This window comes from Pseudomonas sp. MM213 (genome assembly GCF_020423045.1).
Lineage (GTDB): Bacteria > Pseudomonadota > Gammaproteobacteria > Pseudomonadales > Pseudomonadaceae > Aquipseudomonas > Aquipseudomonas migulae.
In genome coordinates this window covers 4328468-4344857 of the sequence record NZ_CP081943.1, presented here as the reverse complement: position 1 = coordinate 4344857, position 16390 = coordinate 4328468, and the positions used below count along the sequence as shown (strand labels likewise).

The window sequence follows — 16390 nt, the reverse complement described above, 5'->3', positions numbered from 1 at the left end:
TGCCTCAGACCAGCTCGAGCGCGTCATTCAATGCGCGCTCCAGATCGGCCTTGTAGCGCAGGTACAAATTGCTTGAGCTCTGACCATCACCGAGCAGGCCCGACAGGTCCAGGTCGGTGATGTAGCAGCGATAGCGATCGGTTTCACGGCGCTGCTCGACGATTTCCCGGGCGACCACACTGAACAGTTGGTCGCCATGCTCCAGCTCTGAAAATTCCCGCTGATTGCAATACAACGTGACTTGCACCTTGCCCGGTGCGGCTTTGCCGACGATCGCCTGCACATCATAGAACGGCTTGTTGACCGGAGTTTGCGGCGCGAGTCGGGCTTCGACCCGCCGAGCTCGTCCGGGACCCGACGGCAGCAGTTGGTAATACAGCGTGTCGAGGCTCAGTGGCTGGGCGGCGTCCATCGGCAGCAAGGCATCGCGCCGGTATTGGATCGATTGCAGGAAGCGTTGCAACGGCACCAGCAGGCTTTGTTCGTCGTGATAGGGCAAACGCTGTTGCCACAAGGCATTGAACTCATCCAGCACGTACAGATCGGCCTGGTCATCGTGAGTCCGGTAGAACACCTGAATGCACTCGGGCTGACCCATGGGCAGAATCAGTGCCAGGTCCTGATCCTCAAGCGCCATTGGGTCCAGGTGCAGCGGGCTGTAGCTCGCCAGCTCTTCGCCGAGGTAGTCGAACAGCGCCGGCAGGGTGGCGAGGGCGACGTGATTGACCTGCCCCGGCACCAATTCCAGCACGTGATAATGCTGCTGGACCTGAATCAGGTAGCGATGATTGAGTTTGCTCAGCAGCAGGTTCTGCGCGGTGTCGATCACTTCCTCGACCCGTTGCGCAATGAACTGCGCGCGGTTGTGGCAGAAGCAACGCACCCGCAACTTGGGTTGTTGTGGGCCGTTCGGCAGGTTGTTGAGGTAATCGCGCAGGCAGTCGAGCAGGGCGTGAGGGCCGTCGAAGCGATTGACCGAGACCTCGTTCCAGCTGTTGAGCGTGACCTGATCCAGGGTCAACACCAGGTTCTCGCGGACCCCGGCGTAACTCAGCGAGTCAGTGCGCTCGGTGGTCATCAGAATGTTCAGGTCGCGGTGATGCTTGAGCGGATCGACGCCGACGTTCACCAGAATCAGCACTTCGCTCGGCACGCTGGCGCGCAGCAGCGGTTCTTCGGCGACCGTGGGCAGGGGCAGGGCGATGCTCTGTTGCAGGCTGCCGAGCAGGTTGAACAGTTCGAATTCGCTCAGGTCACTGTCGCCGGGATGCAGCGCCAGGCGCGTGCTGCTATCGATCACGCCGTTGCGATGGCACCAGGTCAGCAGTTCCAGCAATTGGCGGCTGCGCTTGATCGGTGCGAAATGCTCCCACTCGAGGGCGGTCAGGCTGCCGTTGTACAAGCCCCACTGGGTTTGCCCCGACTCTTTCTTGTCTGGCGCATGCACCAGCGTCAGGGTGTCTTCGGCCAGGTCCGGGGCGATGCCCGGGTTGATGAACTCGACTTTGTCGGCCTTGCGCTCGAACGCTGCGTACAGACGTCGGCCCAGTACGTTGAGGTCGCGCTTGTTGATCAGGCTGACGGTCTGTTCGCTGCGGGCGAACTCGGTCAGGAAGCGGTAGCTGTAATTCAGTTCGTTGACCAACGCCCGGCGCTCGGAACTGACCTGACGGACTTTCCATTGGCTACGGCTATCAAGCAGCGCCAGTTGACGCTGGTCCCAATGCCATTCGTGGGCCAGGCGTTCAAGCAACGAGCGCTGCCAGCTCTGGGTACGGCTGCTGCCAGTGAGTTTACGATTGACCTTCAGGTACAGCGCGCGCCGCACCAGCTCCAGGCGCTCCGATTCGCCACGGGCGGTGAGGTATTCCTCGATTCGCCGGTAAACCACGACGTACGGGTCCAGCTCATCGAGATCAAGCTGGTTGGCGAACACCGCTTGCTTGAAACGCAGACTCAGGCATTGAACCCTGGGGTGTTCGCTGGCGTAGACCTCGGTCAGCAACAGCTTGAGCACCGACTTGTAGGGTGACTCGATCCCTTTGAACAACTGCCAGAGCCCGGCACCAATGAATTCGCCGGGCGGGATGTACGCCAGATGCCCGAGGTCCAGGGTTTCGTCGGCACGGATAAAGCGTTTGGACAGCAGCGTGTGGGTGTAGCGGTCGTACGCGGCCTCTTCGTACACCGGCACCAGCCACCAGATGGGCGTGCGGCCGGCTAGCCAGATTGCTGTGCGGTAGAACTCGTCCAGCAGCAGGTAATGCTGGGTGGTGCCGCAGTCTTCCGAACTCAGTTGATTGTCCCGCTCGCCGAGCACGAAGCGGGCCGGGTCGATCAGGAAAAAATGCGCCTCGGCGCCCTGGCTTGCGGCCCAGGTTTCGAGCAACTGGCACTTTTTACGCAGCTCGTTGAGTTCGCTTTCGCTCAAGTCCGGTGCGTGACAGACCCATACGTCCATGTCGCTTTGATCGGCCTGCGCCAGGGTGCCGAGGCTGCCCATCAGGAACAGACCGTGAATCGGTCGCGGTGGATTGCTGCCGTGGCGCGGCTTGTATGAAAACGAGCGGGTCAGGCGCTGGGCTTCGGCCAGGGCGTTGGCGTCAGGCTCGAAGTTCGACAGCCCGGCGGGGGTGCTTCCGGAAACGTAACCCGGCAACAGCGGATGATTGACGTGGAAAAACAGCGGCAGCAGGGTCAACACCCCTTGCTGACGGGTCGACAGCCCTTCCATGGCCCGCGCCATGCGGCCCTCGTTGAGCTTTAGAAAACGTGCGCGCAACTGACCGAGAACCTTGCGGTCGATTCCCTCGTCCAGATCGGGGCGGATTTCATGGGTGCGGGTCATGTCAGCTCAAACCGGCTCGCAGGGCTCGGACGTGGAGGATCTCAGGATGAGGGGCAGTTTAGCGCCTCGGCCCCGGGATATTCAGGCTGATTTTGTTTTTTTGGCGTCAGATTTCTATCGTTGGGCGACAGTTCGTATCGAAGAGTGCCCGCGGAAATCCCGTAGCGGGGGTTTCCGTGGGCGATACGGTGGGTCAGGCTGTTTCCTGGACGCTCAGAATGGTGAGAACGGTTTGCACACTTTGCGCGGCATCACGACCCAGGCTGGTCAGATAACCGCCATCGGGTTGGTCGATCAGTTCTTTTTCGAACAGGCGTTGAGCGGCAGCTATGGCTTTCGGGGCAGCGGTCTGATGAATTTTCAAACCTTCCTGGGAACTGTCCAGGTTGAAGAGTGCGAGGATTTCCAGTTCGGCAACCAACTCAGGGGTAAGCGACATAAGGACTCCAGACTTTCTAGGAATTGGACGACAGCGCCCCTAAGGTGATCCCACTCGCGCGGCATGTCCAGTGCTCGCGACAGGGTTTTTTCTCTTCGGGAAGCATTCCCCGGCAGCGGGGTGCGTACCAGTGTAGTCAGGGTCTGGGGGAAAGGCCTGGGGATTGTTTGTAGGAGCGAGGCTCGCCCGCGAAGAACGGTAACGCGGTGTTTCAGAGGGACCGCGGTGGAGCTTTCGCGGGCAAGCCTCGCTCCTACACTAAGCGGGGGATTACTTCTTTTCCGGCGGCAATTCCGGCAAGGCACGCAGTGCCGCTTCGTACCATTCGGTGTTGAACGCGCGGTCTTCTTCGAGGATCGCGTCGATTTCTACCGCTAAAACGTGAGCCATCAGGTTGAGGATTTCCTCACGCTCGTAACCCACTAGGGTCAACTTGTTGAAGGTCGCCTTGGCGGCTGGCGGGTTGTCGCTCTCGATCTGGTTTTCGATCGCTTCGATCAGGGTGTTTTCGGTGAATTCTTCTTCGTCGCTATCGATGTCGGTTGGCTCGCTCATGGCAGGCTCCTCAAGGTAAGGCGGGCAGTTTACCTGCATTCAGCGCTGTGATGCTGCTGGCGAGAAACCCCCGGGCGTTCTATAAACAGGCACTGCCAACCCCGCACGGCCTGGAGGCTTCGTGATGCTCAAGCTTTATGGATTTTCCGTCAGTAACTACTACAACATGGTGAAACTGGCGCTGCTGGAGAAAGGACTGCCGTTCGAGGAAGTGCCGTTTTATGCGGGGCAGAGCCCTGAGGCGCTGGCCATCAGCCCGCGTGGCAAGGTGCCGGTGCTGCGCGTCGAGCAAGGGTTTGTCAACGAAACCTCGGTGATTCTCGAGTACATCGAGCAGAGCCAGAAAGGCACGCCGCTGCTGCCGAGCGATCCCTTCGAGCGCGCTCAGGTCCTGGCGCTGGCCAAGGAAATCGAGCTGTACATCGAGCTGCCGGCTCGTGCCTGTTATGGCGAAGCATTTTTCGGCTCGCCTTTACCCGACGCCATCAAGGACAAGACCAAAACCGAATTGCTGCTGGGTTTTGCCTCGCTTGAACGGCACGGCAAGTTTGCCCCTTATGTTGCAGGCGACAGCCTGAGCATTGCGGATTTGTACTTCCTGTACAGCGTGCCGCTGGCCTGTGCGGTGGGCCACAAGCTGTTTGGTGTTGACCTGTTGGCAGACATGCCAGCGGCCAAGGCATTGCTCGAGCGCCTGGAGCAGAACCCGAACGTGCAGCGGGTTGCGGCGGACAAGGATGCGGCGATGCCCGCGTTCCTGGCGATGGTGGCGTCCAAGAAATAAAGAAGTGGCGGTCATTGTGTGTGTCAGAAGATTCGCAATCTTTTGTCCCATATGGCCGTCGCCCTTGTCCGACGGGCCGTTCAGGCATTTGCGTTTTACGCGGTAATAACCGGGTTCTTCCACGACCCCGGGTATTGGTTACTTTGAGCATCGATCGCTTCCGATCAGGAAACTTCCACGGTCAAGGAGACCCGACGATGCTCAAACTGTATGGCTTTGCGGCCAGCAATTATTTCAACATGGTCAAACTGGCACTCCTGGAGAAAGGCGTGCCGTTTGAAACGGTTCCGTTTCATGGATGCCAGAATCCGGACATCCTGGCGGTCAGCCCACGCGGGAAAGTGCCGGTACTGGAAACCGAACAAGGGTTCTTGAGCGAAACGGACGCGATCCTCGATTTCATCGAAGAGACTCAACCGGGCATTTCACTGTTGCCGCAAACGCCGTTTGAAAGGGCAGGCGTTCGAGCCATGGCCAAGGAGATCGAGTTGTATATCGAACTGCCGGCGCGGGTCTGTTATGTCGAGGTGTTCTTTGGTGGCAGGCCGACCCCCGAGGCGCTGAAAGCCAAATCCGAGCGAGACCTGATCAAGGGATTTGCCGCCCTGAAACACCGGGCGCGGTTTGCACCGTACGTGGCGGGTGAACAGTTCACCCTGGCCGATTTGTACTTTCTCTACAGCGTCGATCTGGCTGTGGGCGTCGGAAAGCGTTTGTTCAACGTCGATTTCCTCGGTGACATGCCCGGCGCCAAAGCCTTGCTGGAGCGCTTGGCGGATAACCCGAATGTACAAAAAGTCGCCGCTGACCGGCTGGCCGAAGCGCCTGCCTTTTTGCAGCGGGTGGGAGCTGTTGGGCGCGCGAAAGCCTGAGCATAAAAAAGCTCGATGGCCTTTCAGCCATCGAGCTCAGGTATTACAGAGGCCGTTTAGCGGCTGGCGAGCAACGCCTGGCCGCGAGCCACCGCCTGCTTGACCTGCGCCGGAGCGGTCCCGCCGATGTGGTCACGGGCGTTCACCGAACCTTCGAGGGTCAGCACGGCGAACACGTCCTGATCGATCTGGTCGCTGAACTTGCGCAGCTCTTCCAGGCTCATTTCCGCCAGGTCTTTACCGCTTTCCACGCCGTACTTCACGGCATGGCCAACGATTTCGTGGCAGTCACGGAATGGCAGGCCACGACGCACCAGATAGTCGGCCAGGTCGGTGGCGGTGGAGAAACCGCGCAGCGCCGCTTCGCGCATCATCGCGTGCTTGGGTTTGATCGCCGGGATCATGTCGGCAAAGGCCCGCAGCGAGTCGCGCAGGGTGTCGGCGGCGTCGAACAGCGGTTCCTTGTCTTCCTGGTTGTCCTTGTTGTAGGCCAAAGGCTGGCCTTTCATCAGGGTCAACAGGCCCATCAGTGCGCCGAAGACGCGACCGGTCTTGCCGCGAACCAGCTCCGGCACGTCCGGGTTTTTCTTTTGCGGCATGATCGAGCTGCCGGTGCAGAAGCGGTCCGGCAGATCGATGAACTGGAACTGGGCGCTGGTCCACAGCACCAGCTCTTCGGAGAAACGCGACAAGTGCATCATCGCGATGCTCGCGGCCGAGCAGAACTCGATGGCGAAGTCACGATCGGACACGTTGTCCAGCGAGTTGCCGCCCACCGCGTCGAAGCCCAGCAGTTGCGCGGTGTATTCGCGGTCGATCGGGTACGTGGTGCCCGCCAGCGCGGCACTGCCCAACGGCATGCGGTTGGTGCGCTTGCGGCAGTCGACCAGACGCTCGTAGTCGCGGCTGAGCATTTCGAACCAGGCCAGCATGTGGTGCCCGAAGGTCACCGGCTGCGCGGTTTGCAGGTGAGTGAAGCCCGGCATGATGCTGCCGGCTTCGCGCTCGGCCTGTTCCAGCAGGCCTTTTTGCAGGCGGGTGATTTCGCCCAGGATCAGGTCGATCTCGTCACGCAGCCACAGGCGAATGTCGGTGGCGACCTGGTCGTTACGGCTGCGGCCGGTGTGCAGCTTTTTACCGGTCACGCCGATGCGGTCGGTCAGACGCGCCTCGATGTTCATGTGCACGTCTTCGAGGTCGATGCGCCAGTCGAACTGGCCGGCCTCGATTTCACCCTGGATGGTCTTCAGGCCATCGGTGATGCTGTCGCGCTCGGCATCAGTCAGCACGCCGACCTTGGCCAGCATGGTGGCGTGGGCGATCGAGCCCATGATGTCGTGGCGATACAGGCGCTGGTCGAAAGTGACGGAGGCGGTGAAGCGGGCGACGAAGGCGTCGACGGGTTCACTGAAGCGGCCGCCCCAGGACTGATTGGTCTTGTCAGTGCTCATGAATTCGCTCGTATCGGCTGAAGAAAGATGGCGTTGAAAGCTGCGGCGGATAATAACAGGGTTGCCAATCCTGTCGCTGACACTGGTCGATACGTTTTTTTCTCATGCGTCGACCCATACTCAAGGCAGGCATTGTGGAAATTGCGCAACGATATTTTTCAATTGAGCAATAACGTGCCGGCAACCGTCTACAGTTGGACAGTAGGATCAGCGCACTTCCTGGCGCTGCAGCGGACGATAAGAAGAGGGGGTGTTCATATTGTGTATCAGCAAACCCTACGGCGATGCCTCGCCAACCGCCAATTGCCCGGCAAATAAAAATTTAGCAGTCGGACGGGCGGCACTTTTTGGCCCTCGCGCTAGTCTTAGCGTGGATCGCGGTGACAGACGTCACTTCACCTGTCTACGCTATCCTTGTGCGAGACTCACGCAGGAATCCAGCGCAATATGAATGTCCTGATCGTTGATGACGAACCCCTTGCCCGCGAGCGCCTGAGCCGAATGGTCGGCGAACTCGAGGGATACAGTGTCCTGGAGCCGAGCGCCACGAACGGCGAAGAAGCGTTGGCACTGATCGACAGCCACAAACCGGATATCGTGCTGCTCGATATCCGCATGCCGGGCCTCGATGGCCTGCAAGTGGCTGCACGATTGTGCGAACGCGAAACCCCGCCCGCCGTGGTGTTTTGCACAGGTCCCGATGAATTTGCCGTGGAAGCCTTACAGGCCAGCGCCGTAGGCTATCTGGTGAAACCTGTGCGTACAGAACAATTGCATGACGCGTTGAAAAAAGCCGAACGCCCCAATCGCGTCCAGCTCGCGGCTTTGACCCGTCCCGCCGCCGAAACCGGCAGCGGCCCGCGCAGCCATATCAGCGCCCGTACCCGTAAAGGTATTGAACTGATCCCGTTGGGGCAGGTGGTCTACTTCATTGCGGATCACAAATACGTGACCTTGCGCCATGAAGGCGGCGAAGTGCTGCTGGATGAGCCGCTCAAGGCCCTTGAGGATGAATTCGGTGACCGTTTCGTGCGGATCCACCGCAACGCCCTGGTCGCCCGCGAACGCATCGAACGCCTGCAACGCACGCCACTGGGGCATTTTCAGCTGTTCCTCAAAGGCCTGAACGGTGACGCCCTGATCGTCAGCCGACGCCATGTGGCCGGTGTGCGCAAAATGATGCAACAGCTTTAATTCGCCACCCGCAGGCGAATTTCTCACCCGATTGCCGGACGTCCGGGGCCAGGGAGGCCAGGCAATTCCTGATTCAAGTCAAAGCGGATTTGGTTGAGCTGTTATTATCTGCCGTATCTATTCAGTACGGATTGATCCATGTCCTCTCGCGAAATCCGCATCGCCACCCGCAAAAGTGCTCTCGCCCTGTGGCAGGCCGAATACGTCAAAGCCCGTCTGGAAGAGGCCCATCCAGGTCTGCTCGTGACGTTGGTGCCCATGGTCAGTCGTGGCGACAAGCTGCTCGACTCGCCGCTGTCGAAAATCGGCGGCAAGGGCCTGTTCGTCAAGGAGCTGGAAACCGCGCTGCTGGAAAATGAAGCCGACATCGCCGTGCATTCCATGAAAGACGTCCCGATGGACTTCCCGGAAGGCCTCGGTCTGTTCTGCATCTGCGAGCGAGAAGACCCGCGCGATGCCTTCGTCTCCAATACCTATGCCAGCCTGGACGAATTGCCGTCAGGCAGCATCGTCGGCACCTCCAGCCTGCGCCGTCAGGCTCAGTTGCTGACCCGTCGCCCGGACCTGGAAATCCGCTTCCTGCGCGGTAACGTCAACACGCGCCTGGCCAAGCTCGATGCCGGCGAATACGACGCCATCATCCTCGCGGCGGCCGGTCTGATTCGACTGGGCTTCGAGGATCGCATCACCTCGGCGATCAGCGTCGATGACAGCCTGCCCGCCGGTGGCCAAGGTGCTGTAGGCATCGAATGTCGCTCCGCCGACCGCGAAATTCACGCCTTGCTCGCGCCGCTGCACCATCAGGACACCGCCACCCGTGTCACCGCCGAACGTGCCCTCAACAAACATCTGAATGGCGGTTGCCAGGTGCCGATCGCCTGCTACGCCGTGCTGGAAGGCGAGCAGATCTGGTTGCGTGGCCTGGTGGGCGATCCGAGCGGCGGTCTGCTGCTCAGCGCCGAAGCCCGTGCACCGCGCGCCGATGCCGAAGCACTGGGTGTGCGAGTGGCCGAAGACCTCCTGAGCCAGGGTGCCAACGACATTCTGAAAGCGGTCTACGGTGAGGCAGGTCACGAGTGACGGGCTGGCGCCTGCTGCTGACGCGTCCGGCGGATGAGTCGGCGGCGCTGAGCGCTGTGTTGGCCGAAGCGGGGATTTTCAGCAGCAGTTTGCCGCTTTTGGAAATTGAACCGATTCCGGCCTCTGCCACAATGCGTCAGGTGATTCAGGATCTGGATCGTTATTGCGCCGTGATCGTGGTCAGCAAACCCGCCGCCAGAATCGCGGTGGACCTGGTCGACCAGTACTGGCCGCAAGCACCTCGCCTGAAGTGGTTCAGCGTAGGCGCGGCGACGGCGCAGATCCTTGATGAACACGGGTTGGACGTGAGTTTCCCGGCCGAGGGTGATGACAGCGAAGCCTTGCTGGAGCTTGCGTCGTTGCGCGAGGCTGTCGAGCAGCCTGATCCACGGGTGCTGATCCTGCGTGGGGAGGGTGGCCGCGAGTTGCTCGCTGAGCGTTTGCGCGAGCTTGGTGCTAGTGTCGAGTATCTGGAGTTGTATCGCCGCAAGCTTCCACAGTATCCGCCGGCAACACTGCCTGAGCGGATCAAGGCGGAACGCTTGAACGGGCTGGTGGTCAGCAGTGGACAGGGTTTTGAGCATCTGTATCAATTGGCCGGCGATGCCTGGCCACAGTTGGCGCAGTTGCCGTTGTTTGTACCAAGCCCCAGGGTCGCCGAGCTGGCACGTGCCGCCGGGGCCCAAACAGTTGTGGATTGTCGTGGCGCGAGTGCCACGGCTTTGCTGACGGTGTTACGGGAGCATCCCGAACCCGTTCTCTAATGCAAAGGATGGATACGTGAGCGAAACAGCCTTGCCTAAAGATGACTCCCGGCCATTGATCGATGCGCCGGTAGATGCACCGGTAGAAAGTGCGCCACCTGCTGCAGAGCAGCGCCGAGGCAATGGGCTGGCAATCGTCGCGCTGTTGCTGGGCGCCGCCGGTGTGGCGGTGGGCGGTTGGGGTGTCTGGCAGGTGCGTCACCTGCAAGCCAATACGCAGGAGCAGTTGAGTCAGGTGCAGGCGTTGAACGATCAGGCGCAAAGCCTGAAGCTCAACGAACAGCGCCTTAGCGCACGCCTTGAACAAATGCCTGCCGCCGAAGAACTGGACGCTCGCAGCCGCTTGGTGATCCAGCTGCAAGGCGATCAGCAGCGCTTGAATCAACGCCTGGAAACCGTCCTCGGCGCCAGCCGCAAAGACTGGCGTCTGGCTGAGGCCGAACACTTGCTGCGCCTGGCCAGCCTGCGGCTTTCGGCGTTGCAGGACATCAACAGCGCTCAGGCCCTGGTGCAGGGCGCCGACGAAATTCTTCGCGAACAGAACGATCCGGGTTCCTTTGCCGCTCGCGAGCAAGTGGCGAAAACCCTGGTCGCCTTGCGCAGTACCGAACAGCCGGATCGCACCGGCCTGTTCCTGCGACTGGGTGCGCTGCGCGATCAGGTGGTCAGCCTCACCGAGCTGGCTCCTGAGTACAAGGACCGGGGCGATTCGCTGCTGGGTCTGACCGCCGATGGCGACGGCGCCAGTCGTTGGGCGCAGTGGTGGGATCAGATCTCGCGTTACATCCGTATCGATTTCAATGCCGATAAAAATGTCCGTCCGCTGCTGGCAGGGCAAAGCCTGAGCCAGGTGCGCCTGGCCTTGAGCCTGGCGCTGGAGCAGGCGCAGTGGGCGGCGCTCAATGGTCAGGCTGCGGTCTACACCCAGGCGCTGGCCGAGGCGCGGGACGTGCTCAAGGGTAATTTCAACCCGGACAACCCGCAGAGCAAAGTGATGCTCGAGCAGGTGGGCGAACTGAGCAAGCAGCCGGTCACCGTGGTCACGCCTGACCTGACCGGTACGCTGAGCGCGGTTCAGGGCTATCTCGAGCGACGTAATGTCAACGCCGAGGACTCGATCAAACCCATGGCCAAACCTGCCGCAAGCACCGCGCAGGAGGCCACGCCATGAAACGCCTCTATGTGATCGTGTTTCTGGCCATCGCCGTTGCCGCCGCGTTGGGGCTGGCGATCGCCGAGCATGCCGGCTACGTGCTGATCGCCTACAAGAGCTTCCGTTACGAATCGAGCCTGTGGGCCACCCTGGCGCTGGTGGCGGTGCTGTGGCTGGTGTTCTGGGGCATCAAGGCGTTGATCGAATTGGTGACGACCTCCAGCGGCGTGGTCAACCCATGGTCGCGGCGCAATCGCAGTCGTCGGGTGCAAGTGGCGATCGAGCACGGTCAGCTGGATTTGGCTGAGGGTCGCTGGGCCAGCGCGCAGCGTCATCTGCATCGCGCCGCCGAAGCCGAGCGCCAGCCGCTGCTTTACTACCTCGGCGCTGCCCGCGCGGCGAACGAACAAGGTCATTACGAAGAAAGCGACAACCTGCTGGAGCGCGCGCTGGAGCGACAGCCTCAGGCCGAGTTGGCGATTGCCCTGAGTCATGCCCAATTGCAGACCGACCGTGGCGACACCGACGGCGCCCTCTCGACGTTGCAGGCGATGCATGAGCGTCACCCTCACAACGTACAGACCTTGCGCCAGTTGCAACGCTTGCATCAGCAGCGCGGCGACTGGTCAGCGGTGATTCGCCTGCTGCCGGAGCTGCGCAAGGACAAGGTCCTGCCGGCGGCCGAGCTGGCCGAACTTGAGCGCCGGGCCTGGGGTGAAAACCTGTCCCTGGCTGCGCGTCAGGAAGAAGACGGGACGGTGGGTTTGCAGTCGCTCAACCGCGCCTGGCAACAACTCACCTCGGCTCAGCGCCAGGAACCGCAACTGGTATTGGCGTATGCCGAGCAACTTCGGCAACTGGGCGCGCAGGTTGAGGCCGAAGAGGTCCTGCGAACGGCGCTCAAGCGCAACTACGACAGCCATCTGGCACGCCTTTACGGGCTGGTTCGCGGCAGTGACTCTGCGCGTCAATTGCAGACCGCCGAGGGCTGGCTCAAGGATCATCCTGCTGACCCGAGCCTGTTGCTGACCCTTGGTCGTCTGTGTCTGCAAAACAGTTTGTGGGGCAAGGCCCGGGACTATCTGGAAAGCAGCCTGCGCGTGCAGCGCAACCCGGAAGCCTGTGCCGAGCTGGCTCGGCTGCTGGCGCAACTGGGCGACACCGAGCGCAGCAACCAGCTGTTTCAGGAAGGCCTTGGTTTGCTGGACGAACGCTTGCTGGCCGCGCCGCTACCGGCGCCGGTTCATGCCTGATTGTGTGGCGAGGGGGGCAAGCTCCCTCGCCACGCAGTAGGTGTTGCAGCGACGTTTTCTTACATTCGTAGAGCCTCGACGGCATAGTCCTACAGAGGACTACACCTGATCCTCTCGCCTCTGTCGGGAATTCCCTACACTTCTGCTGAAGTGTCCTTGCTGGCTTGCCTTGAAAGGCTGCTGCGCTTTCCTCTACCGTAACCACTTGTCTCTACTGGTACGGAAAAGCCATGACGTTGGCCTGCTCACGCTCCTTGTTTTTCATGGTTTTCATTGCCGGCGCGCTGGCGTTGGGCGTTTCCTACTACCTGGAATATGCAGTCGGCCTCAAGCCCTGCGGGCTGTGCCTTTTACAGCGGATTTGCCTGGCGGTGCTCACGGGTGTCTGCCTGATGGCTTCGGTTCATGGCCCCGGTCGCTTCGGTTCGTTCCTTTACTGGCTGCTCGGTTTGCTGTGCAGTCTGGCGGGTACGGTGACGGCGTGGCGTCAGGTGTTGTTGCAAGGCGATCCGGTGCAACAGCTATCAGCGTGCTCGCTCAGCCTGGCGGACCCGTTCGCAAGCACCCCCTTGGTTTATGTGGTGCAGCAGATGTTCAAGGGCGCGGCCGAATGCGCACAGATTTCCTGGACGCTGTTCGACTTGAGCCTGCCCGAGTGGAGTCTGCTCTTCTTCATCGCCATGACGATCCTGAGTGTTTACCAGTTACTGCGCGTGGTCTGGATCGCTTGTCAGCGACCGCTCAGCGGCACGTCGTCGCACCGGGCGCTGGTCGGCGATTAAACACTTGTATGAACTTTATCTGCTGCGTACCTTGAAGCCACAGTCGCGCGGGCATAATCTGGCCCGCACGTGTCATTGGAATTATGTTGCTCGAATGACGCTCTGCCTGGCCGACTCTTGATCTTCAAGTGTGCGACAGGTGTAGAGCAGCATGACCCACAAGGGAAGAGAGACCGCCATGCTCGAAAGTTGTCAGAATGCTCAGGAACGCTGGGGTGGAGTGCATCTGCTGATCGATCGCTGGTTGCAGGAACGTCACGAACTGGTTCGGGCCTATGATGATCTCGGCGCCAAGCCTGAGGCGCTGGGTGAGAACCGCAAGCCATTGCAGGAATTCTGCGGCGTGCTGGTCGATTACGTGTCTGCCGGGCACTTCGAGATCTACGAACAGCTGACGGGGGAGGCCAAGGCTTTCAACGACAAGCGTGGCCTTGAACTCGCCGAGACCATCTACCCGCGCATCGACGTCATCACCGAGAAGCTGCTCGCGTTCAACGACCTGTGTGACGCAGGCAAATGCGTCGCAGAGAAATTCAAAGAGCTGGGTGGCTTGTTGCACGAACGCTTCGAACTGGAAGACTGCCTGATCGAAGTGCTGCACACCGCTCACAAGGAAGTGGATTCGGTTCAGGCCTGAACCCCTTCCTGCCACACCTCAAAACGGTGCGCTTTGCGCGCCGTTTTTCGTTTCCGCTGTTTAGCTGGTGGCGCCGCGTAATTCGACTTCGAATACCAGCGGCGTGAACGGCTCGATCAAGTCGCCGGCACCATCGGCGCCATAGGCTTGGGCCGATGGAATCACCAATCGCCACTTCGCACCGACCGGCATGTTTTGCAGCGCGCTGCGCCATCCGCTGATCACGCTGTCGAGACTGAACCATTGCGGTTGGGTGTTCTGATCGAACACGGTGCCGTCGGGAAGACGACCGACGTACAGCACCTGGACCTTGCCATTCGGACCGGCTTTCGCGCCGGTGCCGGGTGTCAGCTCCGTCAGCAATATTCCATCGGCCAGTTCGCGAACGCCGGGTCTGGTTTTTTCTTCGGCGAGAAATCGATGCTCTTTTTCGAGAGAGGCTTCGCTCTGTGGCGGGGTCGGCTGCAAGGCTGCCTGCGCTTCGTGCTCGGTCAGAATCTGTTCGATCTGCTCATCTTTCAGGGCCAGGGGTTTGCCTTGATAGGCTTGCTGCAAACCTTCGACCAGCGCCTGCAGTTGCAGGTCGGGAACCTCCAGGCGCAAGCGTTCGCCGAGGCTCGCGCCCAGGCTGTAAGCGAGATCGTGAGCTTCATTTTCCTTGGTTTTTTCGGCGGCTTGGGCGATGGAAAAAAACACGCACAGCGATAAAAAAAGGTAGCGCGACATGGGCACTCTCCGACCTGAGATGCGGCAGATTATGCCAGTGTGAATGCGTTCGACAGTGAACTTGTTTTGCGTAAGCGCAGAAGATTTTTGATCCGTTGCAACGCGACGCTTTCGATACTGTCAACATGCCCTAGCGGCGGTAGCAGCAGAGGTCTAGTATGAGCCGCACCCACGTCAGCCAGGAGGTAAACCATGTCGGCCACCAAGAAGCCTGTAAATACCCCGTTGCACTTACTCCAACAACTGTCGGGCAGCTTGCTCGAGCATTTGGAAACCGCTTGTTCCCAAGCCTTGGCTGATGCTGAAAAACTGCTCGCCAAACTGGAAAAACAGCGCGGAAAAGCACAAGAGAAATTGCACAAATCCCGCACCAAATTGCAGGACGCTGCGGCGGCCGGCAAAGCCAAGGCACAAGCCAAGGCGAAGGACGGCGTGCAGCAACTCGAAGACGTGCTCGATGCCCTCAAGGATCGTCAGTCCGACACCCGCGCCTACATTCTGCAACTCAAGCGCGATGCCCAAGAAAGCCTGAAACTGGCCCAGGGCGTCGGTCGTGTTCAAGAGGCTGTCGCCAAGGCGTTGTCCTTGCGTGCGGCCAAGCCTGCTGCGGCCCCTGCGAAGAAAGCCGCTGCCAAACCGGCTGCTGCAAAAGCACCGGCCAAACCTGCCGCCAAGGCACCTGTGAAAGCGGCGGCTAAACCTGCAGCTAAACCTGCGGCGAAAAAACCAGTCGCTGCCAGCGCTGCTAAACCGGCTGCAAAACCAGCCGCTAAAACTGCTGCTGCCAAACCTGCTGCCAAGCCAGCCGCTGCCAAAACAGCTGCCGCAAAACCGGCTGCAAAAACCGCTGCTGCCAAACCGGCCGTAGCGAAAACTGCAGCGGCCAAACCCGCCGCAAAACCGGCAGTTAAAACGGCTGCAAAACCAGCCGCCAAACCTGCCGCTGCGAAGCCTGCTGCCAAGCCAGTCGCCGCTAAAACCGCTGCCAAGCCAGCGGCAAAACCAGCGGCTAAAACTGCTGCTGCGAAACCTGCTGCCAAACCGGCCGCTACCAGGACTGCTGCTGCAAAACCTGCGACTGCAAAACCTGCCGCCGCTGCCAAGCCAGCCACCGCGGCAAAACCTGCCGCAGCGAAACCAGCAGCCAAACCTGCCGCTGCCAAGCCGGCTGCAAAACCAGCTGCCAAGCCAGCAGCCAAACCAGCCGTGAAAAAACCGGCCGCTGTTGCCAAGCCGACCCCGGTAATTGCTGCCAAGCCAGCGACTCCGGCGCCATCCGCTTCGGCCGCACCTGCACCAGCAGCCTCCACCTCGACAGTCACCACGGCGCCAACGCCTGTCGCACCGTCGAGCACCAGCTCCACCCCAACCAGCGCTTCCTAAGTGCCGGTTGCCGCGACGCGCAGCTGATGCAGCGCGTCGCGGTCCAGGTGGGCGGCACCCGCCGCCACACCCTCCAGCCAGGCCGATAAATCGGTCGCCTCACACTGCGGCCAATTCAACGCCGCTCGCTCCAGCCGCATCAGCAAATGCCGCTCGGCTTCCAGCTCCAGCGTTTTTACTTGTTCGCGTAACGCATTCAGTTCGGCGTCCTCAGTCGCGACGACTTTCCATCGCATGCGCAAGGCGCGCAGCGGTTGAACAACATCCGCGTCCCAAGGCTGCGCCAGGTTGCGAAGCTGCCGCAGTCGATGTTCGTTGCAGGCGATCCCGCGCTGGCCAAGCCACAACCCGCATAGCAACAGGCACACATTCACCCCCGTCGATTGCAGGGTCAGGCACGCGGCTTCAACGCCGGGACGGGCGTAAGTGCCAAGGGAAAAGCTCCACAGGTCAGAGGACATAGTGCTAC

General features: G+C 60.6%; 16 protein-coding genes and 1 pseudogene. 11 read left to right on the top strand and 6 right to left on the bottom strand.

Annotation, left to right across the window (positions count from 1 at the left end):
* Positions 1–4: 4 nt before the first annotated feature.
* The 3 genes from K5R88_RS19840 to K5R88_RS19830 all read right to left on the bottom strand — a co-directional run bounded on the left by K5R88_RS19840 (position 5) and on the right by K5R88_RS19830 (position 3842).
* Positions 5–2848 (bottom strand): class I adenylate cyclase, encoded by a 2844-nt coding sequence (locus K5R88_RS19840; RefSeq protein WP_226298237.1) that lies wholly within the window; start codon positions 2846–2848, stop codon positions 5–7.
* Positions 2849–3041: 193 nt separating this feature from the next.
* Positions 3042–3287, bottom strand: a complete 246-nt coding sequence (locus K5R88_RS19835; protein ID WP_008024358.1) for a TIGR02647 family protein — start codon at positions 3285–3287, stop codon at positions 3042–3044.
* 270 nt (positions 3288–3557) lie between these two features.
* Entirely contained in the window at positions 3558–3842 is a 285-nt protein-coding gene (locus K5R88_RS19830) for a hypothetical protein (protein WP_008024357.1), read from the bottom strand.
* Positions 3843–3966: 124 nt separating this feature from the next.
* Here K5R88_RS19830 and K5R88_RS19825 point away from each other — a divergent pair, with 124 nt between their 5' ends.
* Together K5R88_RS19825 and K5R88_RS19820 are read left to right on the top strand one after the other, a co-directional pair.
* Positions 3967–4626: a glutathione S-transferase family protein gene (locus K5R88_RS19825; protein ID WP_223415417.1), complete on the top strand. Its 660-nt coding sequence runs from the start codon at positions 3967–3969 to the stop codon at positions 4624–4626.
* A 197-nt stretch (positions 4627–4823) separates the two neighbouring features.
* A complete protein-coding gene (locus tag K5R88_RS19820; protein ID WP_226298236.1) occupies positions 4824–5498 on the top strand; it encodes a glutathione S-transferase family protein in 675 nt (224 codons plus the stop codon).
* 56 nt (positions 5499–5554) lie between these two features.
* On the opposite strand, the gene argH is transcribed toward K5R88_RS19820, so the two are convergent.
* Positions 5555–6949: an argininosuccinate lyase gene (gene argH, locus K5R88_RS19815; RefSeq protein ID WP_008040637.1), complete on the bottom strand. Its 1395-nt coding sequence runs from the start codon at positions 6947–6949 to the stop codon at positions 5555–5557.
* 241 nt (positions 6950–7190) lie between these two features.
* On the opposite strand from argH, the pseudogene K5R88_RS31025 reads away from it, so the two are divergent.
* The 8 genes and pseudogenes from K5R88_RS31025 to K5R88_RS19780 all read left to right on the top strand — a co-directional run.
* Positions 7191–7400, top strand: a pseudogene (locus K5R88_RS31025) (sensor histidine kinase); the annotation flags it as partial.
* A complete protein-coding gene (locus K5R88_RS19810) occupies positions 7397–8143 on the top strand; it encodes a LytR/AlgR family response regulator transcription factor (protein ID WP_008024350.1) in 747 nt (248 codons plus the stop codon). The pseudogene K5R88_RS31025 and the gene K5R88_RS19810, both read left to right, overlap by 4 nt.
* A 138-nt stretch (positions 8144–8281) precedes the next feature.
* On the top strand, positions 8282–9223 hold the full coding sequence (gene hemC, locus K5R88_RS19805) for a hydroxymethylbilane synthase (protein WP_008040638.1): 942 nt from the start codon (positions 8282–8284) through the stop codon (positions 9221–9223).
* Positions 9220–9987: a uroporphyrinogen-III synthase gene (locus K5R88_RS19800; protein WP_223450036.1), complete on the top strand. Its 768-nt coding sequence runs from the start codon at positions 9220–9222 to the stop codon at positions 9985–9987. The genes hemC and K5R88_RS19800 overlap by 4 nt, the downstream gene beginning before the upstream one ends.
* A 16-nt stretch (positions 9988–10003) precedes the next feature.
* The gene (locus K5R88_RS19795) at positions 10004–11158 is read left to right on the top strand and encodes a uroporphyrinogen-III C-methyltransferase (protein ID WP_192227479.1); all 1155 of its coding nucleotides are present in this window, start codon (positions 10004–10006) and stop codon (positions 11156–11158) included.
* Complete coding sequence (locus tag K5R88_RS19790; RefSeq protein WP_223450035.1) at positions 11155–12393, top strand: heme biosynthesis protein HemY; 1239 nt, start codon at positions 11155–11157, stop codon at positions 12391–12393. The genes K5R88_RS19795 and K5R88_RS19790 overlap by 4 nt, the downstream gene beginning before the upstream one ends.
* A 230-nt stretch (positions 12394–12623) precedes the next feature.
* A complete protein-coding gene (locus tag K5R88_RS19785) occupies positions 12624–13175 on the top strand; it encodes a disulfide bond formation protein B (protein ID WP_223434011.1) in 552 nt (183 codons plus the stop codon).
* A gap of 178 nt (positions 13176–13353) precedes the next feature.
* A complete protein-coding gene (locus tag K5R88_RS19780; RefSeq protein ID WP_032828552.1) occupies positions 13354–13812 on the top strand; it encodes an Rsd/AlgQ family anti-sigma factor in 459 nt (152 codons plus the stop codon).
* Positions 13813–13872: 60 nt separating this feature from the next.
* Here K5R88_RS19780 and K5R88_RS19775 read toward each other — a convergent pair whose 3' ends face one another.
* Positions 13873–14538: an FKBP-type peptidyl-prolyl cis-trans isomerase gene (locus K5R88_RS19775; RefSeq protein WP_008040643.1), complete on the bottom strand. Its 666-nt coding sequence runs from the start codon at positions 14536–14538 to the stop codon at positions 13873–13875.
* Between the two features lie 192 nt (positions 14539–14730).
* Between K5R88_RS19775 and K5R88_RS19770 the strand changes: the two genes are divergently transcribed.
* Positions 14731–15921 carry an AlgP family protein gene (locus K5R88_RS19770; protein WP_226298235.1) on the top strand — a complete coding sequence of 397 codons (1191 nt, stop codon included), beginning with the start codon at positions 14731–14733 and terminating at the stop codon, positions 15919–15921.
* On the opposite strand, the gene K5R88_RS19765 is transcribed toward K5R88_RS19770, so the two are convergent.
* A complete protein-coding gene (locus K5R88_RS19765) occupies positions 15918–16382 on the bottom strand; it encodes a TIGR02444 family protein (RefSeq protein ID WP_226298234.1) in 465 nt (154 codons plus the stop codon). The genes K5R88_RS19770 and K5R88_RS19765 overlap by 4 nt on opposite strands.
* Positions 16383–16390 lie beyond the last annotated feature (8 nt).